At 60.2% G+C, this 25221-nt stretch carries 23 protein-coding genes; 8 read left to right on the top strand and 15 right to left on the bottom strand.

Annotated elements, in window-relative coordinates:
• The first annotated feature begins 21 nt into the window (after positions 1-21).
• Positions 22-2316: a glycosyltransferase family 2 protein gene (locus tag NW805_RS01020; protein ID WP_414421363.1), complete on the top strand. Its 2295-nt coding sequence runs from the start codon at positions 22-24 to the stop codon at positions 2314-2316.
• A 56-nt stretch (positions 2317-2372) separates the two neighbouring features.
• Here NW805_RS01020 and NW805_RS01015 read toward each other — a convergent pair whose 3' ends face one another.
• From NW805_RS01015 to NW805_RS01005, 3 genes are all read right to left on the bottom strand, one after another.
• On the bottom strand, positions 2373-2732 hold the full coding sequence (locus NW805_RS01015) for a hypothetical protein (RefSeq protein ID WP_414407935.1): 360 nt from the start codon (positions 2730-2732) through the stop codon (positions 2373-2375).
• 245 nt (positions 2733-2977) lie between these two features.
• Positions 2978-3703: an alkaline phosphatase D family protein gene (locus NW805_RS01010; RefSeq protein WP_414421482.1), complete on the bottom strand. Its 726-nt coding sequence runs from the start codon at positions 3701-3703 to the stop codon at positions 2978-2980.
• On the bottom strand, positions 3588-4706 hold the full coding sequence (locus tag NW805_RS01005; protein WP_414421362.1) for an alkaline phosphatase D family protein: 1119 nt from the start codon (positions 4704-4706) through the stop codon (positions 3588-3590). The genes NW805_RS01010 and NW805_RS01005 overlap by 116 nt, the downstream gene beginning before the upstream one ends.
• Positions 4707-4990: 284 nt before the next feature.
• Between NW805_RS01005 and clpS the strand changes: the two genes are divergently transcribed.
• Together clpS and NW805_RS00995 are read left to right on the top strand one after the other, a co-directional pair.
• On the top strand, positions 4991-5272 hold the full coding sequence (gene clpS, locus NW805_RS01000) for an ATP-dependent Clp protease adapter ClpS (RefSeq protein WP_011432326.1): 282 nt from the start codon (positions 4991-4993) through the stop codon (positions 5270-5272).
• Positions 5273-5286: 14 nt separating this feature from the next.
• The gene (locus NW805_RS00995; protein ID WP_414421361.1) at positions 5287-6111 is read left to right on the top strand and encodes a lysostaphin resistance A-like protein; all 825 of its coding nucleotides are present in this window, start codon (positions 5287-5289) and stop codon (positions 6109-6111) included.
• 24 nt (positions 6112-6135) lie between these two features.
• Here NW805_RS00995 and NW805_RS00990 read toward each other — a convergent pair whose 3' ends face one another.
• Positions 6136-7587 carry a sodium:solute symporter family protein gene (locus NW805_RS00990; RefSeq protein WP_414407933.1) on the bottom strand — a complete coding sequence of 484 codons (1452 nt, stop codon included), beginning with the start codon at positions 7585-7587 and terminating at the stop codon, positions 6136-6138.
• Entirely contained in the window at positions 7580-7771 is a 192-nt protein-coding gene (locus NW805_RS00985; protein ID WP_238376882.1) for a hypothetical protein, read from the bottom strand. The genes NW805_RS00990 and NW805_RS00985 overlap by 8 nt, the downstream gene beginning before the upstream one ends.
• A gap of 138 nt (positions 7772-7909) precedes the next feature.
• On the opposite strand from NW805_RS00985, the gene dprA reads away from it, so the two are divergent.
• Positions 7910-9067, top strand: a complete 1158-nt coding sequence (gene dprA / locus NW805_RS00980; RefSeq protein WP_011432322.1) for a DNA-processing protein DprA — start codon at positions 7910-7912, stop codon at positions 9065-9067.
• Here the strand turns inward: dprA and NW805_RS00975 are convergent.
• The 10 genes from NW805_RS00975 to hisB all read right to left on the bottom strand — a co-directional run bounded on the left by NW805_RS00975 (position 9006) and on the right by hisB (position 20211).
• Positions 9006-9764: an SOS response-associated peptidase gene (locus NW805_RS00975; RefSeq protein WP_414421360.1), complete on the bottom strand. Its 759-nt coding sequence runs from the start codon at positions 9762-9764 to the stop codon at positions 9006-9008. The two genes, dprA and NW805_RS00975, sit on opposite strands and share 62 nt — an antisense overlap.
• 47 nt (positions 9765-9811) lie before the next feature.
• Entirely contained in the window at positions 9812-13252 is a 3441-nt protein-coding gene (gene treS, locus NW805_RS00970; protein ID WP_414421359.1) for a maltose alpha-D-glucosyltransferase, read from the bottom strand.
• Positions 13253-13371: 119 nt separating this feature from the next.
• Complete coding sequence (locus tag NW805_RS00965; protein ID WP_414421358.1) at positions 13372-14688, bottom strand: DNA double-strand break repair nuclease NurA; 1317 nt, start codon at positions 14686-14688, stop codon at positions 13372-13374.
• A gap of 10 nt (positions 14689-14698) precedes the next feature.
• Complete coding sequence (locus NW805_RS00960; RefSeq protein WP_414421357.1) at positions 14699-15604, bottom strand: 6-carboxytetrahydropterin synthase; 906 nt, start codon at positions 15602-15604, stop codon at positions 14699-14701.
• 178 nt (positions 15605-15782) lie between these two features.
• Positions 15783-16883 carry an NAD(P)/FAD-dependent oxidoreductase gene (locus NW805_RS00955; protein ID WP_414421356.1) on the bottom strand — a complete coding sequence of 367 codons (1101 nt, stop codon included), beginning with the start codon at positions 16881-16883 and terminating at the stop codon, positions 15783-15785.
• 34 nt (positions 16884-16917) lie between these two features.
• A complete protein-coding gene (locus NW805_RS00950) occupies positions 16918-17070 on the bottom strand; it encodes a photosystem II protein Y (RefSeq protein ID WP_414330801.1) in 153 nt (50 codons plus the stop codon).
• A 347-nt stretch (positions 17071-17417) separates the two neighbouring features.
• Positions 17418-18341: an ABC transporter permease gene (locus NW805_RS00945; protein WP_414421355.1), complete on the bottom strand. Its 924-nt coding sequence runs from the start codon at positions 18339-18341 to the stop codon at positions 17418-17420.
• 206 nt (positions 18342-18547) lie between these two features.
• The gene (locus NW805_RS00940) at positions 18548-19054 is read right to left on the bottom strand and encodes a hypothetical protein (protein WP_414421354.1); all 507 of its coding nucleotides are present in this window, start codon (positions 19052-19054) and stop codon (positions 18548-18550) included.
• Between the two features lie 140 nt (positions 19055-19194).
• Positions 19195-19431: an alpha/beta hydrolase gene (locus NW805_RS00935; protein ID WP_414407962.1), complete on the bottom strand. Its 237-nt coding sequence runs from the start codon at positions 19429-19431 to the stop codon at positions 19195-19197.
• A gap of 135 nt (positions 19432-19566) precedes the next feature.
• On the bottom strand, positions 19567-20211 hold the full coding sequence (hisB, locus tag NW805_RS00930; protein WP_414416231.1) for an imidazoleglycerol-phosphate dehydratase HisB: 645 nt from the start codon (positions 20209-20211) through the stop codon (positions 19567-19569).
• A 311-nt stretch (positions 20212-20522) separates the two neighbouring features.
• Between hisB and NW805_RS00925 the strand changes: the two genes are divergently transcribed.
• From NW805_RS00925 to NW805_RS00910, 4 genes are all read left to right on the top strand, one after another.
• Positions 20523-21938: a RecQ family ATP-dependent DNA helicase gene (locus NW805_RS00925; RefSeq protein WP_414421353.1), complete on the top strand. Its 1416-nt coding sequence runs from the start codon at positions 20523-20525 to the stop codon at positions 21936-21938.
• Between the two features lie 147 nt (positions 21939-22085).
• Positions 22086-23906 (top strand): glycoside hydrolase family 3 N-terminal domain-containing protein, encoded by a 1821-nt coding sequence (locus tag NW805_RS00920; protein WP_414421352.1) that lies wholly within the window; start codon positions 22086-22088, stop codon positions 23904-23906.
• 299 nt (positions 23907-24205) lie between these two features.
• On the top strand, positions 24206-24499 hold the full coding sequence (locus tag NW805_RS00915) for a c-type cytochrome (protein WP_369791762.1): 294 nt from the start codon (positions 24206-24208) through the stop codon (positions 24497-24499).
• Between the two features lie 9 nt (positions 24500-24508).
• Complete coding sequence (locus NW805_RS00910) at positions 24509-25180, top strand: diacylglycerol/polyprenol kinase family protein (RefSeq protein WP_414421351.1); 672 nt, start codon at positions 24509-24511, stop codon at positions 25178-25180.
• The last annotated feature ends 41 nt before the right edge of the window (positions 25181-25221 follow it).

Below are 25221 nucleotides of genomic sequence, written 5' to 3'. Positions count from 1 at the left end.
AATTAACCTGATTTTGAGCTTATGTTAACGCTGATCGAATACTGGTTGGTGCGCACAGGCTGTCTAACCCAGGAGCAGTTGGCAAAGGCTTATCGCTATCAAAAACAAGCTGCTTGTTCCCTGCCGCGGGCCCTCTGGAGCTTGAGGGTAATGCACCCCCGTCAGTTTGCTCGCCTCTGCTGTCAGATCTTGGAGCGGCCCAAGCTGAGGAGCTGGTTGCTCGAGCATCCCCTCGACCTAGAGCTGCCTTGGCTGATCGAGCCTATCGATCTGGTGCCGGTGCGCTTTCTGCCCTGTGGCTGGCTCGACCCGCAAACCGTAGTGGTTGCTACCGAGGAGCCGGGCCATCCCATTGTCTGGCAAAATGTCAAGCGCCTCTGCCCCGAAGCCGATCGGATTTGGGAGATCCCGGCCACCGAAAAACAGATTCTGACCGCCCTCATTGAACGCAAGCTGGCCGCCGATCTGCTGGGCAGCCGTCTTACCTTAGAGCAGTGGCAGCAGGCTTTGGAGATCCGCCGCCGCACCGGCTCCAGCCTGGGGCAGGTGCTGACCCGGCTGAGCTACCTCTCCACCCCCGAGTATCTCAGCATCCTAGCCCATTTGCTGGGCTACCCAACGGTCTCGCAACTGATGGGAACGGGGCTGCTTCATCGGGAGGAGAATCTGAGCCAACAGCTTGATCCTGAGCTGATGATGCGCCACCTGTTCTACCCCCTAGCCTGGGCAGATGAAAATGCTCTGATGGTGATGGTGAATGACCCCCTGGACTGGGCGGTGGATGAGATCCTCTACGCTTGGCGGCCAGGCTTGCGTATTGAAAAAGTTCTGGGCACCGAGCAGGATATCACGCAGCTTCTCAGCCAGGATCAAGGACCTAAGCTGAGCCAAGAAGCTGTGTACAAGCTGATGGCCCGCCTGCCGGAGGAATCGGCCTCGCGGGTGTTTACTCCTTCTCAGATTGCAGTGGGCTACGGCCTGCTGCTGCTATTTCTATTGGGGTTGGCCACTGCTCCCTGGACGACTCTGACCATTTTGGTGCTGCTGATCAATCTTTTTTACGTCGCTTCGATCCTGTTCAAACTGCTGCTCAGCCTAGTGGGATCCGCCGATCGCTTCCACCAGATTACCGATGAGGAAGTAGCCGCTTTGGATGATCGCGACTTGCCTATCTATACCATCCTGGTGCCGGTCTACAAAGAACCGGAAGTGATGCCAATTTTGATCAAGTCTCTCTCTAAGCTGGATTACCCCCACGAGCGGTTGGATGTGCTTATTCTGTTGGAGGAAAACGACCGAGACACCATTGAGGCAGCTCGAGCTGCCAAGCCCCCCCGCTACGTGCGCCTGCTGTTGGTGCCCGACAGCAAACCCAAGACCAAGCCCAAAGCCTGTAACTATGGACTGGCCTTTGCCCGCGGCGAATACTTGACCATCTACGACGCCGAAGATATCCCCGACCCCGATCAACTGAAAAAGGCGGTTGTGGCCTTCCAGAAAGGGGATCCCAGCTTGGTCTGCGTCCAGGCCGCCCTCAACTACTTCAACCGCAACGAGAACTTCCTCACCCGCATGTTCACCCTGGAGTATTCCTATTGGTTTGATTACCTTCTGCCGGGTTTGGAAACTCTCAGAATGCCCATCCCCTTGGGTGGCACCAGCAACCACTTTCGCACTGACCGCCTGCGGGAGCTGCAGGGATGGGATCCGTTCAACGTCACTGAAGACGCCGACTTGGGCATCCGCGCCAGCCAGCACGGCTATACGGTGGGGGTGATCAACTCCACCACTTATGAAGAGGCCAACTGCGCCGTTAAAAACTGGATCCGGCAGCGCTCTCGCTGGATTAAGGGCTACATGCAGACTTGGCTAGTCCACAACCGCCACCCCCTGCGCTCGTTGCGCAAACTGGGCCTCAAAAACTGGCTGGCCTACCAATTTTTCATCGGGGGCAGCTTCTTCACCTTCCTCACCAGCCCCATTATGTGGCTGCTCTTTTTCTACTGGCTGCTCACCCGCGCCCATTGGCTGCAAAACATTTTCCCCAGTTGGCTGGTTTATCTGGGCTTGTTTAACCTCCTGGTGGGCAATGCCATTGGGATTTACCTCAACTTGGTGGCCGTTTTCCGGCGAGGGTACTACGATCTGGCCTTCTATGCCCTGCTCAACCCCATCTACTGGCAACTGCACTCTATGGCAGCTTACATGGCTCTGTGGCAGCTTTTCACCAAGCCCTTCTACTGGGAAAAGACCATCCACGGCCTGAGCAAGTTTACCCACGCCAAAGTCCAGGAAGCTGCTCACAAAGCAGCCTAGGCTACTGAATCGGTTTCCCAAGCAGTGGCGACGAAGTGAGGACAGCCAGCACCCTTCTAGAAGCTGTAGTCCGAGTCTACGATCACAGCACAACCACTGGGGTGGAGACAGCTAGCCATGATCACCTTGACAGAAAAGTTGCCCTCGTAGGGCGCCTGCACGATGGGGAAATCGTCCAACAGTTCGTCTGCAGCCACCACCTGACCGCTGGCATCGTAAAGCACCAGATCCACATCGAAGCAATCCTGGTCGCACTGCGCCCAGATGTTTTCACCTCGGTAGAAATAGCCTGTAACTACGGTCGATTGTCCATTAAAAAGCCACAAACTACGGCTCTGAGCCCAAGCGGCAGCGCCCCCAACAACCGTGGCTGCCCCTATTAAGCTTGCCATCAACCAGCCCCGCACCGAAGCCATAAGACTGCCCTCCCTACTGAAAAACGGAGAAAGAATAGATTTTCTACAGGGATCCACCTCAACGCCCACACTCTAGCACCCAGATCCGTTTCTCCCGAATGATTCAGATCACGTTAAGGATCTTAAGAATCTCATGCTGAAAATCGCGAAAAAGAGTTACAAAAAAAGGGATCCCGAGTAGAGCAGGGATCCCTCAATTCTGACCAGAAATCCGGCGAAGCTCCCGCATCGGTCTGGCCGACTTCTCATTGCGGCAAATTCAGTTCCCCCCTTCGCCCTAAGGGATCCGTCAAAACACTGCCGGTAGGGCCTTTGATTTGAATGGTGCAGCGGCTGCCGGAGACTTCAATAACGTTGTAGTTGGGCACCGCCAGCTCCAAAAAGCGCAAGTTGCCCGTCGTTACCCCTGGGATCCCGCTCACCTGGGGATTGGCCGGGTTCACCGGTGCCAAAAAGCCGTTCACAATCCGGTAATACAGGCGGCTGGCATTGGGGATCCCCAGTTGATTGCCCAGCTCGTCAATGCTCAGGGCCGTAACGCTCCGCCCGGTGGGGCCGGTCCACACCTCCCAGATAGGGTTGCTGCTGCCGGGGTTGACCTGGCCGATGAAGCCGGCGTGGTTGTTGCCCGTCAGGAACACCACGTTGCGGATGTTGTTGCTCTCAATAAAGTCAATGACTTCCTGCCGCTCCAGCCAGTAGCCTTCCCAAACATCGTTGGAGCGGAAGTAGGTCACCGTGATGGGAAACTCGCTGACGATGAACTTGTAGGTGGCGGTGGAGTTGCGCAGGCCGTTGAACAGCCACTGCTTCTGCGGATTGCCCAAGAGGGTACGGGGCGTGCGGCGCAGCAGGTTAAACAGGGCTTGCTCGGAGCCGGGTGGGCCGAAGAAAAGGGTTTCCTGTTCGGGCGTGAGGCGAATGCCGGCCAGCTCCAAAAAACGCTGACGGGTCAGGCCGGGGGGCAAAATGGGCAAAAATGGGGGTGACCGCCGCCAAATCCCGGTACTGGCGCAGATCCAGGATAAAGACTTCGGCATTGGCCCCGTAGCGGAAGCTGCGAAACAGCCGATCCCGGCTATCCACACCGGCCACATCTGTCAGGTTGGGGGTAATGGGGTTGTATTCAAAAAAGGCTTGGTAGCCGAGCACCTTGAGATCTTCCACATCGCGGGTTTGCCCGGTGGTGTCGTTCAGCTGAGTGGCCCGGCCACCGCGGGCCTTCTGGCCACTGTAGTTGTCAATCACCTCGTGATCGTCCCAGTTGACAACAAAGGAAGTCCGGCCAAACAGTTGCGCGAACTCCCGCCCGGCATAGTTGGGATCCCGCTGATCCCGATAGAGGCTGCGGTAGAACTCCAGATTGCCGATGGGATCTAACTCCAGCCAGAAGCGATCGGCGTAGACAGTGTCGCCGTTAAAGGAAATGAAATCGATATCGCCGCGGCTGACTTCTGCCAGCATGGCTGCCCCAATAGGAAAGGGAGGCTCGTTGGCACAACTGATGTGTAAGAAGCGAATGGGTCGTCCATCCCCAGGAGCTGGCAGGGTGCGAAACTGGCCTACAGGGCTGGTAAACCCCTCGCTGACAAACCGGTAGAAGTAGCGCTGCGCTGGCCTTAGCCCAGTGACGACGGCGCGGGCAATGTAGTCGCCCGGTTCGGTGCGGTAGTTGCGACCCGCCACACGGCGAGCGGTGAGGGGAACTTGTTGCAGGATGGGATTGAAGTCGGAATTCTCGGCCACCTGCAACGTCACCGCAACCGTATCTGTCGCGCTGGCCGGGATCACCCGCGTGGAAAGCACCGCCCCTTCCGAGGTGGGATCCCCGGCAAATACCCCTTGGGGAAATCCAGGCTCTCCCAGGGGGGGAATGGAGGAACTGGAGGTGCCTCCACAGGCAGCCAGGGCGGCTGCCCCACCTCCAAACATAAGCAGTTGCAGGAAAAAGCGACGGGAACGCAGGGAACTCATGAGACCCACCTCAGGGACGCAGGCAAATGTAAAGGGATCCGCAACAAAGGCCAATCGCCTTTTTAGTCAAGCACTTTTGCCCCCAAGCTGAGGTTGTGGGCAGGTGAAGGCTGGGTTAGGGTTGGTTTAACGGCTCTGACCCCTGCGCCCAGGTTCCCCACGGCCTTTTCACAGAGCTTGCTGAGAAGGCTAAAATTTCATTACAGTTTTTCCTGCTTTTGCCCCATTTTTGCGGTTTTGCGTTCCTTAGACTTCTTGTTGACCCTGCCGAAGGAGGGATCGTCGTGGCTACGGAGACTCTGGTCAAGCCTTCTGTAACCCCGAAGCACATGCCCATGTACCGGGTGTTGCTGCACAACGACGATGTCAACACCATGGAGTACGTGGTTCAGGTGCTGGTGAAGGTGATCCCGGCGATGATGCCGCCGCAAGCCACTGAGATCATGCTGGAAGCCCACCACAACGGCGTTGCTGTGGTGATCGTGGTGCCGCGGGAGCATGCGGAGTTTTACTGCGAACAGTTGCGGCAACATGGCCTGACCAGTTCCATTGAGCCGGAACGCTAGGCGGGGCGGGTTGGATGGGCCTGCCGATCTCCAAGCTGAGGGCTTGTCCATTTCTGCTGCGTCTGCTGCTTTTCTTGGCGATCCCGCTCTTGGCCTGGCTGCCGTTGCTCGGGCTGGGGAGTTGGCTTCTTCCTGAACGACGGGAGTACCTGTGGCTGCCCCTGTATGCCTTGCTGCTGGTCTGGCTGGGGCTGTGGGGATCTGGATTTGCTGCCTATGGGCTAGATAGCAGTTGGGCCTGTCGGGGCGGGATCCTCTGGGGCCTGGGGATAGGTGTGGGCGGGCTTTTCCTGCTGTTTGGCCTGGAGGGATCCCTGGGTTGGCTGAGTTGGAGGGCGGTAGGAGGGGGATCCCTGCTGGTCTATGGGTTGCTGGGGTTGCTTTTGGGCTTGGGGGTGGCGCTGGCGGAGGAGCTGTTTTTTCGCGGCTGGCTGCTGCAGGAGATGCTGCTGGACTACGGTTGCAGCACTGCGGTGTGGGGATCCAGCTTCCTGTTTGCTATGGCCCATTTCCTGAAGCCTTTGCCTGAGATTCTCGCCACCTGGCCGCAATTTCCCGGACTGTGGCTGATGGGGCTGCTGCTGGTGCAGGCGAGGGTCTGGAACCAAAACAAGCTGGGCCTTAGCCTAGGGCTGCACGCGGGTTGGGTATGGGGCATGGCCTGGGTCAACAACTTGGCCTGGATAGACTACACCGGCAGGGCGCCAGCGTGGCTAACGGGGATTGGTGGCAACCCCTTGGCGGGCCTGATGGGCTTGCTTTTTCTAGGAGGGACTTTCGCATTTCTCAACGGCCTGGCTCAAGCTGGCTGGCTACCGGCAGACCTGGAAAAGCGTTGATTGAGCTGATCGATAAAGAATAACCTACTCTCCCCAAGGCCCTTCCTCGTAGTAGGCGGTCACCTGCTCCTTGGGCGGCTGGGTAAGCAAGCTTACGCCAATTAACACCCCACTGCCGATCACCACTGCCGGGATTACGGGTAACCAGCCCCCTGTCCAAGCTTTGGGCAACAGGCCCGCTAGCCACCCTAGGGTAAGGCCGCTGGAGACGAGGGCCCCGGCTACTGCCCCAGCGCGGGTAGCCCGCTTCCAGTACAGGCCGGCAATTAAGACAGGGAACAGCATGGCGTTGCCCTGAAAGCTCCAGGTGGCAATCTCCACAATCAGCCCCGGCGGGTTAAGAGCAATCACAAAGGAAGCTAGGCCGATCCCCAGCACCACCCAGCGGCCTAGCAACTCTTCTTGGTGGGGGGAAAGCTGGCGCCTGAAGAAGGTAACCACCAGATCCCGCGTCACTAGGGAGCTGGCGGTGAGAAGCTGGGAGTCAGCTGTAGACATGAGAGCAGCCAGGGCCGCCGTAATCACCACCGCTGCTACGCCGCTGGGCAGGGTTTGCAACATCATGGGCATAATCTGATCCGTTTTCTCCAGGCTGGGAAAAGCCAGGCGGCCCCAAACCCCCAGCAGAGCTGCTGGGAAAAAGACCAGCAGAATCAGCAGCGGCCAGACTACCATCAGGGTCTGGAAGGGCCGGGCACTTTTGGCCATGTAGAAGCGCTGGAAAAATTGCGGGAAAAGGGGCGTGGCCATGAAAAACAGCAACTGGTTGCCAAATAGCCCCTGCCAGCTCCAGCGCCCATTGGGGCCGGGCAAGCTCAGCCAGGGATCCAACTGCCCGGCAGCCTCCTCCACCCCCAAGGCTAGGGCAACAAAGGCCACCCCCATCCCCAGAATCAAGATGATCCCCTGCACCACATCCGTCCAGACCACCGCCTGGGATCCGCCAAAGAGCACATACCCCAAGATCACCAGCGCCACCACCACCGCCAAGGGCCAGTAGGGGATCCCCTCCCCCAACACCGCCGCCAGGGTGCGGGCTCCGCCAATGATCTGGATGCTGATGTAGGGGGCGGTAAACGTCAGGGCGCTAAGGCAGTAGAGTAGAGCCAAAAGAGGGCTGTTGAAGCGGTGGCCGAAAAACTCGGAAGGGGTGATGAAGCCAAAGTGTTGGGCTGCTAGCCATACCCGGTAGCCCACCCACAAAAACAGCCCCGAAATGAAGGCGGTGGTCACTCCCACCCCCAGGAAGATCCCTAGGCCGTGGGTATAGGCATCCGCTGGCACCCCAATGAAGGTAAAGGCACTGAGCAGCGTCGCCAGCGTCGTCAAGGTTAGAGCCAGGGATCCCAACCCCCGCCCTGCCAAAAAATAGCTCACCGGATCCTGGCCGCTGTGGCGATAGCTCCAGAAGCCAATGGCCGCCAGCAGCAGCAAGTATGCCCCCACCACACCCAGACTCAAAACCGTGTTACTCATCTCCGCCTCTCGGCCAGCAAACGCGCACAATGTAGAAGTTAAGAGGTACCAACAGCAGGACAGCCAATCCCGCCAGCCAATACCAGGCCGGGATCCCCAAAAACTGGGGCTGGGCCGAGCGGGATCCCACCCAGGTCAACAGCCACAGCAGGGGATAGGCCCCCCACACCCAAGCTTGGCGCATCCGCCCAAACCGCAGCTGCCTTGATCCTTGAAGGTTACCGGCGGGATCCAACCCTGACATCTACCCATCTCCTGCTTTTTTGCCAAGCGTTCCTTTTGCCAATCATTTAAGGTACAGCCACTACTGCGCAGAGCTAAATTGTCTTTTCCCCTTTCCCCTTCAGATCCTGTTGGCAAGAGGGAGCCTTCCCGTGGGCCAGGCCATGAAGAACGGGAGCGGCCCTACTGGCTAGCTTGGGCCCGCATCAAAGGGATTGGCCCCCACCGGCTCAAGCGGCTGGCGGAGTTTTTTGGATCCCTGGAGCGGGCTTGGCAAGCGGATGCCCCGGCCCTGCGGCAGGTGGAAGGCATTGGCCCCACCCTGGCCCAGGCTATTGTCTCTGCCCGTCCTGGCCTTGATCCCGAGCAGATCCTGGAGGAAACCCTCAAAGCGGGGATCCCCTTTCTCACGCCTGCAGATCCGGACTATCCGCCGCTGCTGTGGGAGGTGCCAGATCCCCCGCCCATTCTCTATGCCCTAGGAGAATGTCCCAATTGGCAACAGCCGGCTATTGCCATCGTCGGCACCCGCGCCCCTACGGCCTACGGTCGACAGTGGACCCAGAAAGTCAGCGCTGCCCTGGCGGAAGCTGGCTGTGTGGTGGTCTCGGGGCTGGCAACGGGGATCGACGGCATTGCCCACCAGGCCTGTCTGGATGCCGGCGGCAAGACGGTGGCCGTGGTGGGAACGGGGGTGGACAAAGTTTACCCAGCTCACCATCAAGCTCTCTACCGGCGCATCCTGGCCCAAGGGGCCATCCTCAGCGAATATCCCCCCGGCACGCCACCGGCCAAGGAGCATTTTCCCCAGCGCAACCGCATCATTGCCGGCCTCTGCCGCGCCACTTTGGTGATGGAGGCTCCGGAAACCTCGGGAGCGCTAATTACTGCTCACCTGGCCAACCACTACGGTCGGGAAGTGTATGCCCTGCCGGGGAACATCGACACGGCAGCAGCCCGCGGCTGCCTGCAGCTCATCCGCGACGGCGCCGGCATGATCCTGGGGATCGAGGAGCTGTTGAAAGACTTGGGCCTCCTCCAGGGATCCCCTGTGCTAAAGCAGCCCTCGTCCACTGGCCCCAGCGATCCCCAACAGCAACTGCTCTGGCAGCTGCTAGGGGAGGGCATCCTCAGCCTCGATGCCCTGGCCCAGGCTAGCCAGATGGATATTGCCACCCTTTCCAGTACCCTGCTGCTTATGGAATTGGAAGGCTGGCTGGTACAACTGCCGGGGATGCGCTACCAGCGGGCTCGCTGAGGCTGGATCCCTGCACTGCTTCTCCGATAGGAGCACGGCAAGCGGGATCCTCGTGGCGGGGGTTGTTCACATAGGTGCTGACCGGATAAGCCGCCATGGCTTCTGCTGGGTAGGGGCGGAGCAAGGGCAAAAGCAGCTTGGGATCCTGCACCTGGGGATCCAGCCAGAGGTCGTAGTCGTTTTCCGTCAAAATCACGGGCATCCGCTCGTGAAAAAGCTGCATCAGACGGTTGGCGGCAGTGTTGAGGATGGCACAGGTTTCCACCTCCACCCCCTCTGGGCTGCGCCAGCGTTCCCAAATCCCGGCAAAGGCAAATACCGGTCGATCCAGCAGGTGAAACCAGTAGGGTTGTCTGCCCTTCTTGCCTGTACCCTGGTCGGCCCACTCGTAGAAGCCATCGGCCGGGATCAAGCAGCGACGACGGCGGAAAGCTTCGCGGAAAGAAGGCTTCTCAGCTACTGTCTCAGCTCGGGCATTGATCCAGCCGGCCTGAGGAGCTCGGCTCCAGCTGGGGATCAAGCCCCAGCGAAAATGGGTTGCCTTGCGCTGAAGGGATCCCGCCACCACCGCCAGCACCGGCTGAGAAGGAGCGATGTTATACCGGGGGACAGCTGCCCTTTCTTGGGCTGCCACCGGCAAGCCGAAATGCTGCCTCAGCACTTCTGGGGCCACTGCCAGGCTAAACCGTCCACACATGTTTGTCCCCCAGTCGCTCACCCCAAATGGCCTGCCGACAGGATCCCCTAAACCTTGGTGGAAATGCCCAGCAGTTGCAAGATCCCGCGCAGGGGAATCTCCACCCACTCGGGGCGGTGGTTCAACTCATAGCCCAGCTCGTAAATGGCTTTTTCCAGCAGATAGGCGTCCAACAACACCTCTATCTCTTGCAGGCTGCGGGGCAAAAAAGCCGCTTGGGAAGCCACCTGCAGATATTCGGCCAAAAAGCCCGCGCAGACCCAGCGGTGCCAAAACTGGGCCCACCGCATCATGTTGGGGCAGTGGTCGGCGCAGACCAAGCCGCTCTCCAGTTGCTGGCGCAAAGCTGTGTGGACAGCATAGTGGAAGGATCGCAGCATCCCCGCCACATCCCGTAAGGGGCAACGCTTGAGACGCCGTTCGCCCAAAGAGCGGGCCGGCTCCCCTTCAAAGTCGATGATGACAAAGTCTTTGCCGGTAAACAGCACCTGGCCCAGGTGATAATCCCCGTGGCAGCGGGTACGCAGGGCGGTGATCTTCCGCTCCAGGATCAGGCGGAAGCGGCTCATGATTTCCCCTTCTTGGTCGCAAACAGCCCGAGCCAAGTTGGCCTCTGCTTCCGGCAGCTTGGGGAGCTGCTTATAAGGACTCCGTCCCGCTGACGCGAACAGCAGCGGAAACACCTGCCCCACCAAGTTGCGCATCGATTGATAGATGGAGCGCTGGTACAGGCTGGAGAAAGGCTCTGGGGCAAAGTCTTTGTTCTCCGTATCGGCAGCCAGGGCGATGTGCAGCTCGGCGGTGCGCTTGGCCAAGATCCGCACCGATTCTAGGTAGCTGCCGATGGTGGCGTAGGCCAGCTCCGGCAAGGGCTGTTGGGAAAGCTCCAAGAAGGATCCCTGCGGAACGGGCACGGGATCCTCCTCTTGGTGGTGAACCAGCACCGCCTCGAAAAATTGCCCCAGGCTGTCTAGGGTATAGTGCCAGGCATCTCCCTCGTTGGGGACGTACTCCTGCAAAATGGCCAGGGTGATGGGTTGATCGGCGGGATCAAACCCGCGTGCCCCACGACGACGGCGATACTCCAGGGATCCCAGCAGCCGTGGCACGCGCACCTGGGGATGGTGCTCCAGCAGGTAGCGGCCTATCTCCAGCTCTGGGTTTACCCCCTCGGCCACCCGGTGGTAGAGCTTGAGGAGGTAGTGGTTGCCATAGACAACGGAGGTGTAGCTCTGCTCCGCCTTGAGGAGGCGGGGTTCCAGGTCATGCTCAAGGGCAGCAAAGCTAGTGGCCCAGAGCTCTCCCTGACGGTGACGCAGGCGGCCCTGCTGGGCAATTAGCTGCAGCAGCCGCAGCAAGAAGCTTTTGTCAGCCAGAGCGTTGAAAATTACTCCCGCCGGCCCTCCGGCCACTTGCACAGGGAGGATGACCGCCTGGGGCATCTCTAGGCGCAGGTGTACGGCTGCTTCTTGGGTGGCATAGCCCACAGGGAGAGAGTAGAGCTGCGTATCGCCCTCGATAAACTCGGCCTGGAGAAGCAAGATCTGGCTGCCCAGCAAGGACTCCTCTTCTCGGCGGCAGGGGATAGCCTGCAGGATATGGATCGCCTGGAGCTGGCGGTTTTGGGAGCCAAACCAACGACAGCGGTAGAGGTAGTCCGCCAAGACTGCCTCCAGCTGCTTTTGGCTTTCCCCTTGCAAGAGACTGTCCCAACTACCACTTTGAACAACCAGAGGACTACCACTTTGAACAACCAGAGGGACCAGGCGTTCCTGCTCCTCCGCTTTGCTGGGGCTGAGGTGGATGGTCTCCGTTTTGGGCTCAAGGGAAAACCAGTAAAAGGAATGGGGGCCTAGCGTTAGGAAATAGGGCAGTCGCCCAATAGGGGGAAACTCGGTGTGGCCAAAGATCTCCACCGGGATCAATCCTTCCCACGGCGATAGATCCAGCCCCACCCACTGGGCGTAGCGGGAGAGATTGGCCACCACCAAGATGCGCTCGCCGCGGTAGGCTCGCACAAAGGCAAGCACCTTGCGGTTTTCTGGGTGGAGCAGCTCAAAGGAGCCGCGGCCAAAAGCTTGGAATCGCTTGCGCACGGCGATGAGCCGCTTCATGGTCCACCACAGGGAATGGGGGTTGTTTCGCTGCGCCTCCACATTGACAGCTTCGTAGTGGTACTCGGCGTCGATGACGATGGGCAGGTAGAGCTTCTGAGGGTTGGCCCGCGAAAAGCCGGCGTTGCGGTCGGCGCTCCACTGCATGGGGGTGCGCACGCTATTGCGATCCCCCAGGTAGATGTTGTCCCCCATGCCGATCTCGTCCCCGTAGTAGATGACCGGCGTGCCGGGCAGAGAAAACAGCAGGCTGTTCATCAGCTCGATGCGGCGGCGGCTGTTGCCCAGCAGGGGGGCCAAGCGGCGGCGGATCCCCAGGTTCACCCGCGCGTTGGGATCCTTGGCGTACACCTGGTACATGTAGTCCCGCTCCTCGTCAGTGACCATCTCCAGAGTGAGCTCGTCGTGGTTGCGCAGGAAGAGGGCCCACTGGCAGGTTTCAGGAATGGGAGGGGTTTGTTGCAGGATGTCAATGATGGGGAAGCGATCCTCCATCTGGATGGCCATAAACAGCCGTGGCATGAGGGGAAAGTGGAACTCCATGTGGCACTCGTCCCCATCGCCGAAGTAGGCCACAGCATCTTCTGGCCACTGGTTGGCCTCCGCCAGCAGCATGCGGCCAGGATACCTTTGGTCAATGTGTCGGCGCAGAGCCTTGAGAAAGGCATGGGTCTCCGGTAGGCTCTCGCAGGTGGTGCCCTCCCGCTCGTAGAGATAAGGCACCGCGTCCAGCCGCATGCCATCTACCCCCAAGCTCAGCCAAAAGTCCACCACCTCGAACATGGCTTTTTGTACGGCGGGGTTGTCGTAGTTGAGATCTGGCTGGTGGGAGTAAAAGCGGTGCCAGTAGTAGGCCTTGGCCGCTGAATCCCAGGTCCAGTTGGAGGCTTCAAAGTCTTGAAAGATAATGCGGGCCTCTTTGTACTTTTCGGGGGTATCGCTCCAAACGTAAAAGTCCCGCTCGGGGGTGCCGGGGGCAGCTCGTCTGGCCCGCTGAAACCAGGGGTGCTGATCCGAAGTGTGGTTGAGGATGAGCTCAATGATGACGCGGATCCCCCGCTTATGGGCAGCCTCCAGAAAGATCTTGAAGTCCTCTAGGGTGCCCAAGTCAGGGTGAACACTGGTAAAGTCAGAAACGTCGTAGCCGTCATCTTTTAAAGGCGAGGGGAAAAACGGCAGCAGCCAGACGGCTGTAATCCCCAGTTCTTGCAAGTAGTCCAGCTTTTCGGTCAGGCCCTGGAAGTCGCCCACGCCATCGCCGTCGCTGTCGAAAAAGGCCCGTGCCGGCAGCTCGTAGATGATTGCATCTTTGTACCAAAGGGGGTCGTGGGTGAGGGGGGAGATGAGGCTGCGCAGAGGGGCTCGGATCATCATGTCGGTCATGTCGGCAACAGAGACAGGATTGGGACACCTTGGCAACCCTAGCCGTTGAATGGGGATCCCCTCAATAGGCTACAGCCTTCTCTTGGGTGCCAGGGATCCCCGGCGTCGGTTCAGGCAATGCCACTCCGCTTCTGGGCTTCCTTGCGGGAGACGGCCACGTGGCGCAGGCCGGCCCGGAGCAGCTCCTGCTCGATCAAGGCAAAAAACCGCTGCCGATCCCCGCTTCTCACCACCGCCAAATGATGGGCTTCCGCCAAGGCGATGGGGTAGCCAAAGCCCTTGTGCACTTGGCTCAGCACCCCTGCCAGAGCCCGCTGCAGCAACTCCGCATCCTGGACCACCCAAGCGGGAAACTCCAGGCGAGCAATTTCGGCTTGGCCCAGGGATCCCTCGCCAACATTGAGGTAACAACAGTGGACGTGGTGTTCCCCGAAGGCGTCCAACACGCTGGCGCCGCTGCGCCAAAGGGGGCTGCGCTCTCCCGGCTGCAGCAGGGATCCCCAAAAGACGCGGTCTGCCAGGGGGGCGAAGGGATGGCAGGGAGGAGACTTCTCGCCGGGACAGTAGCGGTAGCAGTCACAGCCCAGGTACGGGCACAGCCCCAAGCGCAGGTAGTTGAGGGTTTCGCTGCTGCGGGAGGCGCTGATGTAACCTACGAGAGGAATGCGGGCCGCCCGCAACCGCTCCAAGGTCGCCAGAATGGGATCCAACCAGGGGCGCCGGGCCGACTGGGGCAGAGGCTCCAGTCCCCAAGGGATTAGGGATCCATCCAGGAGCGCCAGCGTGGTGCGGCGACGGGGCACCGACAGGGCCAAACGAGCCAGCTCCTCCAGTTCCGCTTGGGAGCGTCGTAAGGCCAGTATCTCTTCCAGCCCCAACGAGGACTCCGTGCCGCTGGTAGGATTGCGTTCACCTGGAGCGCGCTGCGGGCGAGAGTCTCGCCGGTTAAGGGGGGCCCTCGGCAACCCTTCTGCCCGCGGTTCCGAGAGAGGGGAGTCTGAGCGGTTTTGCTGGGCAAGGGGCCCATCTCCATATAGCAGCAGGGGCTGGCTGTCCAGGAGCGGCCACTCCTGGGTGCCGTAGTGGAGAACCACGCGCCCAACATTGATCAGCGAGCAATAGGCAATCTCGTGATGGCTGGGCAAAATCTGGGATCCATCCGTGGCCACCACCGTGTGTCGCCCCTGCAGAGGTTCAACCTTGGGCAGGGATCCCCAAGCTTCCGGCGGCTCGGCAGGGCTGGCGCAAACAAACGACAGATGGGATCCCCACTCCACCCAGCGGGACTGCCAAACCTGCGGCTCCTGCTGCCAGCGCTCGAAAACTTGCCAGGCTTGGCGGAGGCGTTCTTGGCTGGCTTTCGACTCCTGTTGCAGGTGCCGGGTGAACGCAGGAATTTGCCCGCTCAGCTTAACCAGATCCAACATGATGGCCGCATCAGCCCTGCATGGCAATACGGCTGCCAGAAGCGGAAGAAGCCACATCTTGTCCTTCTGAGGAGTTGAGCAGCTCTTCCAGCGGAAACTCCCCGTAGACCTCGCTGCTGTTGTTGGGACTCTCCTGCAGGCGAACCCGATGCAACTGCACCCCCAGCTCCCGCAGGGGCAGAGTCAGCAGCCGCTGGATGTAGAGGGCGATGTTTTCGGCAGTAGGCACCACCTGGGCAAAGTAGGGAATGTCTTTGTTCAAAAAGGTGTGATCCAGCGGCTTCACCACCTGCTCCTCGATCAGCCGCTGCAGGGCCGCCAAGTCCACGATCATCCCCGTGCGCGGGTCGATGGATCCCTTGACGGTGATCTCCAGGCCGTAGTTGTGGCCGTGGCCGTGGGGACGGGCACAGAGGCCGTAGATGGCGCTGTTTTCTTCAAAACTCAGGTGATCCAGAGCCAAGCGGTGGGCGGCGCTGAAATGGGTGGCAACAGTCAAGTAGGCTTGCATGGCTTCTCCTCGGTATTCGGCCCAAAGCTCAGGATCTTCGTACAGACGGACGCTGGTTAGGGGCAAGGCATCGGCCAGGCGTTGCCAAATCACGTAAGCGATAAACTCGGTAGTGGGCAAGGTTTGGGCAAACTCCGGCCAAGCTTGATTTAGATAAGCAAAGTTGAGATCTTGAATCACCCGCTGCCGGATCACCTGCTTCACCTCCGAGAGGTTGAGCACCATCCCATAGTCATCCACCTCACCACTCATGCCCACCTCCAGCACATAGTTGTGGCCATGGCCGGGAAAACGGGCATTTGGGCCAAAGCGGGCCAAGTTCTCGGCTTCTGAGAGCTCGGGCAACCAGTACCGGTGGCTGGCGGCAAATTGCACCCGACGGTAGATTGTGCAGGTTCTGGGCATAAATGGAGAGGAGAGTACCTGCCAGGGGATCCACCCTTTCAGCTTGGCACACTCCCCGGCCCAGAGGGTGGAAATTCTCAGCGGCCCTCAGCCTACCCTCCCAGTGGTCTTGCCGTCATCTCTGTCCTGCGCCAGGTCAGGCACTTGCCCTGCCGACCGGGTCGGCCTGTGCATACCCTCATTTCCCAGAAAGCATTTCGAGCAAGGTTTTGGCGGCATTGTGTCCTGAGAGCCAAGCCCCCTCTACGCGCCCTCCGGCGCACCAATCGCCGGCACAAACCAAAGGCAATCCCTCAGCAGCGGAAACCGGCACACGGGTGCTTAAGCTGGCCAATCCCGTGGTTTCCAAAGGCAAAGCGTAGCGCCAACGGTGCACCTGCATCCATTGTGGCGAAGCCAACCAGGGATCCAGCCGTTGGGCTGCGTGGGCCAGCAATTCTCGACCGGCCTTTTCCAGCTCAGAGGGGCCGGCCTCCAAGTACAGAGATGAGCACTCCGCCCCCCCATGCAAGACCACCACAGGCGGGAGCGTCGGCCGGAGCTTGCTGCTGTCCAGTCCCAGCCAGGCCAACATCGGATCCTCCAAGCACTTGATCCCCTTCCAAGGCGGCGTATGCTCAGAGTAGCCCGCCAAAACCGCAAGGCAGGGTTGATACTGGGCGGATTCCAGCAGAGGCAACAGGTTTTCAGCCGAAGGGATCCCTTCCCGGAGCAGGGGCAGCAACTGGGGGGCCGGAATTGTCGCCACCAGGGCAGCAGCCTCGTAGCATTGGCCGTTCTCCGCCCTCAATTGCCAGCTTGTTGCCAAAGGTTTGAGGCTGACCACACGAGTTTGGGTGTGTACCGACAGCGGGGCAGCCAAGTGTTTGGCCAGCATTGTCATGCCCTGGGGGCAAGCGTAGCGTGGTTTCTCGTCGTTGGGATCCTCCGGGCGCAGCCCTTCTCGATCCAGCACATGCAGCGAGCGCGTCCATTCCGTCAGCAGCCCCAGGCCCAGCAGCTCCTTCACCCAGCGATAAAAGCCATCCGAATCGGCAGTCAGGTATTGAGCCCCATGATCCACTGGCACCGTTTGCCCAGCGTGCTCAACTCGACGGGTGGCCATGCGCCCGCCCAAGCCCGCCGATTTTTCCAGCACCAGAACCCGCAGCCCCGCCCCCAGCAGTTGCCTTGCACACACCAAACCGGCCACTCCCGCCCCGATGACAATCACATCGGCGGATGTTGAGCGGGCTCCCTCGGAAGGGGTTACCGCTGCCTGGGTTGCTTCGCCTAGCATACTGAGCCTGCCAGCTGTGACCGGATCCGCACGTTCAGCTCCCGCCTCTGCCGAAGGGGTTGTTGCCCCTCTCTCCGAAGAGCTTGGCTTCTCCCTTGATGGCAGCCTTGATGATGTTGTAGGCAGCCCAGGCAACCACCAAAACAATGGGCGACAGAACGATCAGCGGACGGAGATCAATGTCCATGGTTTTCATCCCCCCATAACATAGATTGATTTACCGACTGCTTGGAACAAGAGCCTCCAGGGTTGGCCACCGCCAGAATCCCGATGGGGTGAAACCGTTTTCGACTCTGGATCCCGCATAAGCTGAGGTGCAACTCTGGAAAGATGGCTAAGTCCAGAATAAACCCAAATGGGGATCCCTACCGGCTAGACTTTGCCTCATCTGGGCTGCCAAGGCGGGAGCCAACAGGCCCACACTGAGAATCGCGTCCAGAACTAGCGCACCCACCAGGGATGTGCAATCGACCCCGATCACCTGACTAACTGCTGCCCAAGCCCGCAACTTGGATCTTAATTCTGGGCTCTTTCTCAGTTGCTGTAGATTTTGCCCAAGGCAGCCGGCGGACGAGTGCGGCGGGCGCGGCCCTGCATTCCCGATAGAACCCCCATCGTCAACACAAAGGGCAACGCCTGGATCAACACGGGCGACATCACATCTCCCCCTTGCAGTTGAATGGCCAGGGCGTCGGTGGCCCCAAACAACAGCGTCGCGCCCAGGATCCCGAAGGGGTGCCACTTGCCGAAGATCATCGCTGCCAAGGCGATAAGGCCCTTTCCTGCTGACATGTTGCGGACAAACTGGTTCAAAAAGCCAATGGAAAGGTAGGCCCCCGCCAGGCCCCCCAACAGGCCGGAGAGCAGCACCGCCGCGTAGCGCATACCCAGGACATCCACCCCCATGGTGGCAGCAGCCTGAGGATGCTCTCCCACCGCTCGCAGCCGCAAGCCCCAGGGTGTTTTGAACAGCAACCACCAGGAGATTGGCACCAACAGAAAGGCCAGATACACCAAGGGGCTAAACCCATGCCACAGCGGCAGCCGATTGACAATTTCTTGAGAGTTGGTGGTGTTGCCGTAGAACGATTGCAGCACCAGCGAAGGCACGCTCATGGCCAACAGGTTGATGGCAGTGCCGCTGACAATTTGATCGGCTCTGTAGCGGATGCACATCAGCGCATGCACAAAGGCAATGGCCACCCCCCCTAAGGCGCCGGCCAACAAACCCACCCAAGGGATCCAACCCACCTGAGCTGCTGGAGTCTGGGCCAGAAGGGAAGCTTCCAGGCGTTGGGTGGTTACCGCCGCCGCCAAAGCCCCAAACAAGATGATCCCCTCCAAGGCAATATTGACCACGCCGCTGCGTTCGGAGTACATGCCCCCCAAGGCCGTGAGCAACAGAGGGGTAGTGGAGCGCAGGGTAGCCGGGATCAAAGCCCAAAACAGAGTTGCCATATTGCTCCGCAGCGCCAGCGCAAACGAGATCTCCGCTCAGAGGTACTCAAGTTGAGCGTTCATCGCAGTCCATTTCCACCTGGGCCGCCTGCAAGGGATCCGTGAAATAGCCGGGCCACAGGCCGCCTGCAGCAATGAAAAGGTGGAGGTGATCAAGTCCACTTTGGTGCTCAGCTTTACAAAAAAAGGCGAATCGGGCGAGGAGCCTAAGCCGGGCCGCAGCAACCCCACCACCACCGCCCCTGCCGCACCGCCGCCCCCAGGCACTCAGGGTACGATGATCTGCCGCTGCCGCACCAAAGCTTTTCCTCCCGGCAACTGCAGCCGCCCAGCAGCAACAGCAGCAGGGCATAGGCAAAGCTGGCATAGCCAGCCAAAGAAGGGCTGAACCGCCGCAACGGCAACCGAGCCGGCGGGATCCCCTCCGCCAGGGCCGCCCCATTCACCGCCCCCACTGCCCCATAAAACCAGAGCAAGCCCAGCCCAAATAGAACCAGACAGACCACTCCCAAGCTGTACAGCCAGCGGGCCCGCACTTGCCGCTCCTTGATCCCCAGAGCCAGACATGACAACAGCGCCAACAGCACCCAGGCCCAGCTCAACCCTGGGATCCAACCCACCGCCAAAGTCTCCGGGATTCCCAACTGCTGCGGGTCGATGAGGCCAAAGGTTCCCGCCAGCACCCCTGCTCCGCCGAGCTCCCGCCTCAGCATCCACTCAGCATCCACTAAGGGCAGAGCAAAAACAGCAAAACGGCAATCAGATTGGTCAGCAACAGCAGCATGGGCAGAGATTCAACAAGACCAAGGAGGGCCATCCGACAAAGATAGCAGCCAGCCCTCTTCTCAGCTCCTCAGCTCAAGACACTTCTCACGGGAAAGTGTTCCGCACCTCTGCTGCGGACAAGGCCAGTTGGATCTGTTCTGGCCTCAGGTCTCGAATCAAAGTAGTGCGCAGAGGTGCTGGGATCAAAATCGCGTGTGAGCAAATCTGCCAAAGCTGCCTGCTGCTCTGGCGTAAGCCGCCGCAGATAAAAATCCAACTGCCGGCTCACCGTGCCATTGTGAGCAAACTGGGCCAGATCCTCCACGGGCAAGGAGAACTCAATCAAACAAAGGCGGCAGAAACACCCCCAAGCGCTCTGCACCCCCCATCTGGCCCAGACCGAAGAAAACTGTCCCCAATCCCAGAGCCAAGGCCAACAGTCTCCGTGGCCAGTTCATGCCTAGAGTACTCCCTTCGAACTGGGGATCCCTTCTTGTCGGCGGGGATCCCGTTCTACAGCCATGCGCAGGGCACGGGCAAACGCCTTAAAACTGGCCTCGACAATGTGGTGGGCGTTGAGACCGGCAGCTTGGCGAATGTGCAAGGTAAGCTGGGCGTGGTTGACCACCGCCTGATAAAACTCCCGCACCAACTGGGTTTCGTAGCGGCCAATGCGCTCTGTGGGCAGCTCCAGGCCATAGCTGAGGTGAGGGCGACCCGAAAAATCCAGCACCACCTGCACCAGGGCTTCATCCAAAGGCGCCCAAAAATGGCCGAAGCGATGAATGCCCCGCCGATCCTGCAAAGCCTGCGCCAGAGCCTGTCCCAGCGTGATGCCCACATCTTCGTTGGTGTGGTGATCGTCGATGTGCAGATCCCCTATGGCCTTGATCTGCAAATCGATCAACCCGTGGGTGCTGAGCTGGGCCAGCATGTGATCCAAAAAGGGGATCCCAGTATCGATCTCATGGCGCCCACTGCCATCCAGGTTCAGATGAATTTGGACATCCGTTTCTCCAGTGCGACGGTGAACAGAGGCCGTTCTGGGCTGGAGCAGGCGCGAGGAGTCGTTCGCGTCAGCGGTGCGGAGCACTTTGGCAGTCATGGGAAAAGTATCGAAGCAGGCGGGAAGTCCCAGCTCTAGGATCGCACAAGCCCGCCGCCATCGACACCTTCACCCATGCAGCAGGTGAGAATCCCTTCTCTGCCGGGGATCCTGATCCCAGCCCCCTGGACACGGGGATAGGTGTGACAGGGATCCCCTACAGGCAAGCCGGTGGGGCCGATCCTCTGCGCTCTCACCCCTTGGGAGAGGGGAGCTAGCAGGTTCAGCGGGATTTGAAATAGCCTATAAGACAGCTTCTCCCGAAATCGCTGTAGATTGCTGAAGGAAATTGTTGAAAAGGGGGTTGCCGTTTGCAGGATTGGCAGCAAATCCAACAGGCCCTCAAGCAACACTGGGGTTACGAGACGCTGCGCCCACCGCAGGATCAGGTGATCCAGGCTCTGCTGGACAAGCGCGACGCGCTGGTGGTGTTGCCGACGGGGTTTGGCAAATCCCTGTGCTTTCAGCTAGCAGCTCTGCTGCAAAGGGGGGTGATGCTGGTGGTTTCACCCCTAATCGCCCTCATGGAAGACCAAGTTCAGGATCTTTGGAAACGCAAGCTGCCGGCGGCCTGTCTCCACAGCGAACTGGATCCGGCCCTGCGCAAGCGGGTGTTGAAGGCCCTTGAGGAAAACCGACTGCGCCTGCTCTATTTGGGGCCGGAGACTCTATTCAGCCCCCCCGTTTGGCAACGGCTGCAACAGCCTCAGGTGCACATCAACGGCCTGATCGTGGATGAGGCCCACACGTTGGTGCATTGGGGGGGATCCTTCCGGCCCGACTACCGCCGTCTGGGATTGCTGCGCCCGGCTCTGGCCCCGGTGAAGCCCTCTTTTCCCATCGCCGCTTTTACCGCCACGGCTGACCCCCAAACCTGCAGCCGCCTCAGCCAAATCCTAGAGCTGCGGGATCCGGAGTGCATTCGCGCCGATCCCCTGCGGGCCAACCTCTCCCTCAATGTGGCGATAGCCTGGAGCCCGGCGGATCGTCGTCGTCGTCTGCTGCGATTCCTGGGGGAAAATCCCGGCTCGGGTCTGGTCTATGTGCGCACCCGACGGGATGGGGAAGAGCTGGCCGAGTGGCTGGGCCGACAGAACCTAAAAACCGCCACCTACCATGGGGGACTGGAAGCGGGATCCCGCCGTCGGCTGGAACGATCCTGGCTGCAGGGGGAACTGCGCTTTCTGGTCTGCACCAACGCCTTCGGCATGGGGATCAACAAGCCGGATGTGCGTTGGGTGCTGCATTTTCATCCCCCGCCCAGCTTGATGGATTATTTGCAAGAGGTGGGGCGAGGTGGTCGGGATGGTGGCCCTTGCCGGGCCCTGATGCTGGTCTCGGAGCCGACGGGCCTGCTGGATCCCAGCGATCGCCAGCGCCAGGCCTATTTCTATTCCCAGCAGGAGCGCCTTCAGGCCCGAGCACGCCACCTGCTGCAAACCTTGCCTCAGCAGGGATCCTACGCCGACCTGCCGCCTGGAGAGGTACGGGTGGCCCTGGGTCTATTGCAGGAGATGGGCTGCCTGCACTGGCCGGATCCCTTTCACTTTCAGGTGTTGCACCGCCGTTGGCAGCCTTTAAGACGAGAGGATCCCTGGCAAGGGATGGAAGCCCTCATCCACGCCCGCGGCTGTCGGTGGCAGGCGATCTTGCCCTATTTTGGCTACCCTGGGGAGCAGCCCGGCCTGCCCTGTGGCACCTGTGACCGTTGTCGGCTTTCTCGTTAGCCCTCAACAGCCCGCTGCGAGCCGCAACCGGCAGGAGTGGCTATCATGATCTGCGTTTCTGCAAAGGGAGCAGTTCCCCTTGCTGACGAACTTTCGGCTGTGCCTATGAGTGTTTCCGGATCTCCGCTCGAGGAACTTGACCGACCCTTGTCCCTAGCCCGGCAGGTGGCGCAACTGTTGGTGGTGCCGGTCTCGGCCCGTCTGGGATCCCAGTCTCCTCCCCGAGAGATCCTCAAACGGCTTATCCAGGAGGTGGGGATCGGGGGCATCTGGCTCACGGATGGCCACGTGGCCGAGGCCCTGCTGCTGATCGAGGAGGCCCAGTCTTGGGCGGCTCTGCCCCTTTTGGTGGCAGCCGAGGTCGGGCGGGGGCTGGCCCTGCAGGGGGCGACCCCTTTCCCCCATCCTCTAGGGTTGAGCCGCCTGGGGGCGGAAGCCGAGCGCTGGGCCGAGCAGTGGGGGCGGATCACGGCGCGGGAGGCGGCGGCCATCGGCATCAATTGGTTGCTCAGCCCGGTGGCAGAGCCGCTGGGGGAAGGGGCGCTGGCGGAGGATCCCCTGTCTGCTTTGCAACTGGCGCGAGCTTTTGTGCGCGGATGTGAGCAAGCCACCCCGGGCAGCACAGGCGGGATCCTAACCACAGCCAGCTCTTTTCCGGGCAAAGGCTGGAGGGATCCGGTTCAGGCCGGACTGAAGCCATCCCCAAAGACAACAGACACCCCCTGGTGCCCCCGATTAACCCTGACCCTAGCCCAGCTCCAAGAGGGGCCTTGGCTGCCCTTTCGAGGTTTGGTGGAGCAGGTGGGGGCGATCTTGGTTTCTCATGTGGTGCTGCCGGAGTGGGATGAGCGCTGGCCTATCACCCTGCTGCCGGGGCGGCTGACCCAACTGCTGCGCCAGGAATGGGGGTTTGGTGGGCTTATCGTCGTGGATAGCCTCGATCAAGGCTTTCTGGCAGAGCTGGCCGTTCGCGTTAGCGGGACGGAGTCCTTTCCCAACTCATTGGCCGTGCGGGCTTTCCAGGCCGGTGCCGATCTGATTCTGACCCCCCCCGATCCAACGGCATCCTTGGCAGCCGTTTTGGAAGCGGTGCAACAGGGATCCCTCAGCGCAGCCCAGCTTGCCCAGTCGGTGACGCGGGTGCTGCGGGCCAAACAGCGAATCCTACCTGCCGCCTCAGCTCTCCTCAAACAGGTGTGGCCGGCCCTGGCAGAAACCGACTTCAGCGCCCTTGGCGGATGGATGGGAGCCAAGGATCCCACAGATCCGGCCCTCAACCGTGGCTCTCCCGCCGAGCAACTGAAGCCTTTGCTGCTGGGGGATCCCATCTCCAAGGACAAGGACTCCGTTCCGCGGACGCGAACGGCGTTGGGAAAGTTGTTCAACAGGCGCTCCCACCTGACCTCCGCTCTGCACAGAGCCGCACAGCTGGGATCCCTCTTGGCCGAGAAGGATATCGCCCCCTGTCAAGCGGCTATGGCCCGCGGTGGCGTGGAAGGAGGCCGGCCCCTCAGCCCGCCCGCAGAGCCCGGATGGTTGAACTGGATCTGGCAGGATCCCCCCTTGGGTGCTGCCGATGTGCAGTTGCAGTCTCCCGCCCTCCATGTTCCGGCTGCCCTGGGCATGCTTCCTGTGCTCAGCGATGCCCTTACCCCCCTACCTTGGCTGGAAGCCGCTCTAGACAACGCCCCAGGGTTGATTTTCCAAGGTTTCCTTGGGAATCCCTTGCCCAACTATGTGCTGGATTGGCTGCAACAGCATCGGGAGCGGGTGGCAGCCGTCGTCATTTACGGTAATTTATCTCTCTACCGTCGCCTGCGGGCGCACTTTCCATGGGCCAATGCCATCCACAGCCTCAACCGGGATCCCTGGGCCCAAGCGGAGGTGATGGGGCGGCTCTTTCCCAACCGTTCCCCCTCAGAGGGATCAAAGTCTCACGTGGCCCAGCCAACCATTAAGAAAAAGTAAATACCTTTACAGATTATTGGCAGGGAAAGGCTCCTGAGTTATCGTGTTGGTTGAAATGTAAAAGATTGAAACGGTTTCTCTCAGCGTTGTCTGTGTCTCCCTCCCTCTCAGACACTCCTCAATCCTGCAGCAGCCAGTCGTCAACTGGCAGTTGGGTTGAGTTTGAGCAAAAGCGACTTCAGCCTCCATCCCAACGACGTTTACAACCCTTCCTCAAATCCTTGCAGCGATTCTTTACAAGTGTCTGGGCTCAGAAAACTCGGCTGGGTCTTGCCCTCCTCGGCCTAGGGCTGGCGATATTGACCTGGGCTTGGCTAAGTGCTGAGGCTCGTCTGGATCCCTACACGGAAGCCGTCCTCAGCTTACAGGGGCAGGTTAGCCATGGTGCATCCTTGTTTGCCCTCAACTGTGCAGCCTGTCATGGGGAAGAAGCGGATGGGCGAGTGGGGCCCAGTCTGCGGGGGGTGAGCAGCCGCCGCTCGGATCGGTTTATTATTCAGCAGGTGACCGGTGGCAAAACGCCTCCCATGCCCCAGTTCCAGCCGGATCCTCAGGAGATGGCAGATCTGCTCAGCTACTTGAAAACCCTCTGAGGCCGTTTCATGGGCCTGGCCCAGCAGCTTGCTTGCTATGCTCTCTGGCTGGCCGCCGTATTTGCTTTTGCGGAATGGCTGCGCTCCCGCCAGGTGGACGGGGAATGGGTGCGTAAGGTCATCCACATCGGCGTGGGCAATATCATTTTGTTGGCTTGGGCTTTGCAAGTGCCTCGCTGGCTAGGGGTGGGATTCTCTCTGGTGTTTGCCGGCTTGGCGCTGCTCTCCTACCGGGTGGCCATCTTGCCCAGCTTGAATGGAGTCGGTCGCCGCAGCTTTGGCACCTGTTTCTACGCCGTCAGCATTGGCCTGCTGCTGTTTTGGTTTTGGCGTCCCCAGCGACAGGTCTTCGCGGTGATCGGCATATTGGTGATGACGTGGGCCGACGCCCTGGCGGGCTTGGTGGGCAAAACTTGGGGCAAACACCCCTACCAACTGGGATCCCTTCAAAAAAGCTGGGAGGGATCCCTGACCATGTGGGCGGTGAGCAGCTTGGTGATCGCGGCTCTGCTGCTGGGGTACTTTGGCTTCTCCCCCCCTTTGCTGGCCATCAGCCTCTTGGTGGGGGGGATAACCATGGGGCTGGAGGTGTTCTCTTGGTGGGGGTTGGATAACCTGACCGTGCCCCTGGCCAGTGCCGGCCTCTGTTTTGTTCTGCTGCAGATCCTCAACTATTTGTAACGCTTGCTACGGAACGTTCCTCTCCGGTTCCCGGCGGTATA

The sequence above is a fragment of the Synechococcus sp. W60.1 genome (assembly GCF_047461575.1).
In the GTDB taxonomy this organism is placed as follows: Bacteria; Cyanobacteriota; Cyanobacteriia; order Thermostichales; family Thermostichaceae; genus Thermostichus.
Note: the sequence above shows the minus strand (reverse complement) of the source record. Positions and strands in the feature narration are given on the sequence as shown.

What these genes read in the sequence shown, in the direction of transcription:
- NW805_RS00910 (WP_414421351.1), top strand. Translation starts at nt 24,509, where the DNA reads ATGGGCCTGGCCCAGCAGCTTGCTTGCTATGCTCTCTGGCTGGCCGCC.
- NW805_RS00965 (WP_414421358.1), bottom strand. Translation starts at nt 14,688, where the DNA reads ATGTTGGATCTGGTTAAGCTGAGCGGGCAAATTCCTGCGTTCACCCGG.
- NW805_RS00945 (WP_414421355.1), bottom strand. Translation starts at nt 18,341, where the DNA reads ATGGCAACTCTGTTTTGGGCTTTGATCCCGGCTACCCTGCGCTCCACT.
- NW805_RS00990 (WP_414407933.1), bottom strand. Translation starts at nt 7,587, where the DNA reads ATGAGTAACACGGTTTTGAGTCTGGGTGTGGTGGGGGCATACTTGCTG.
- NW805_RS00960 (WP_414421357.1), bottom strand. Translation starts at nt 15,604, where the DNA reads ATGCCCAGAACCTGCACAATCTACCGTCGGGTGCAATTTGCCGCCAGC.
- NW805_RS01020 (WP_414421363.1), top strand. Translation starts at nt 22, where the DNA reads ATGTTAACGCTGATCGAATACTGGTTGGTGCGCACAGGCTGTCTAACC.
- hisB (WP_414416231.1), bottom strand. Translation starts at nt 20,211, where the DNA reads ATGACTGCCAAAGTGCTCCGCACCGCTGACGCGAACGACTCCTCGCGC.
- NW805_RS00955 (WP_414421356.1), bottom strand. Translation starts at nt 16,883, where the DNA reads ATGCTAGGCGAAGCAACCCAGGCAGCGGTAACCCCTTCCGAGGGAGCC.
- NW805_RS00940 (WP_414421354.1), bottom strand. Translation starts at nt 19,054, where the DNA reads ATGCTGAGGCGGGAGCTCGGCGGAGCAGGGGTGCTGGCGGGAACCTTT.
- treS (WP_414421359.1), bottom strand. Translation starts at nt 13,252, where the DNA reads ATGATGATCCGAGCCCCTCTGCGCAGCCTCATCTCCCCCCTCACCCAC.
- NW805_RS00985 (WP_238376882.1), bottom strand. Translation starts at nt 7,771, where the DNA reads ATGCGCCAAGCTTGGGTGTGGGGGGCCTATCCCCTGCTGTGGCTGTTG.
- NW805_RS00975 (WP_414421360.1), bottom strand. Translation starts at nt 9,764, where the DNA reads ATGTGTGGACGGTTTAGCCTGGCAGTGGCCCCAGAAGTGCTGAGGCAG.
- NW805_RS01005 (WP_414421362.1), bottom strand. Translation starts at nt 4,706, where the DNA reads ATGAGTTCCCTGCGTTCCCGTCGCTTTTTCCTGCAACTGCTTATGTTT.
- NW805_RS00995 (WP_414421361.1), top strand. Translation starts at nt 5,287, where the DNA reads ATGGGCCTGCCGATCTCCAAGCTGAGGGCTTGTCCATTTCTGCTGCGT.
- NW805_RS01015 (WP_414407935.1), bottom strand. Translation starts at nt 2,732, where the DNA reads ATGGCTTCGGTGCGGGGCTGGTTGATGGCAAGCTTAATAGGGGCAGCC.
- NW805_RS00950 (WP_414330801.1), bottom strand. Translation starts at nt 17,070, where the DNA reads ATGGACATTGATCTCCGTCCGCTGATCGTTCTGTCGCCCATTGTTTTG.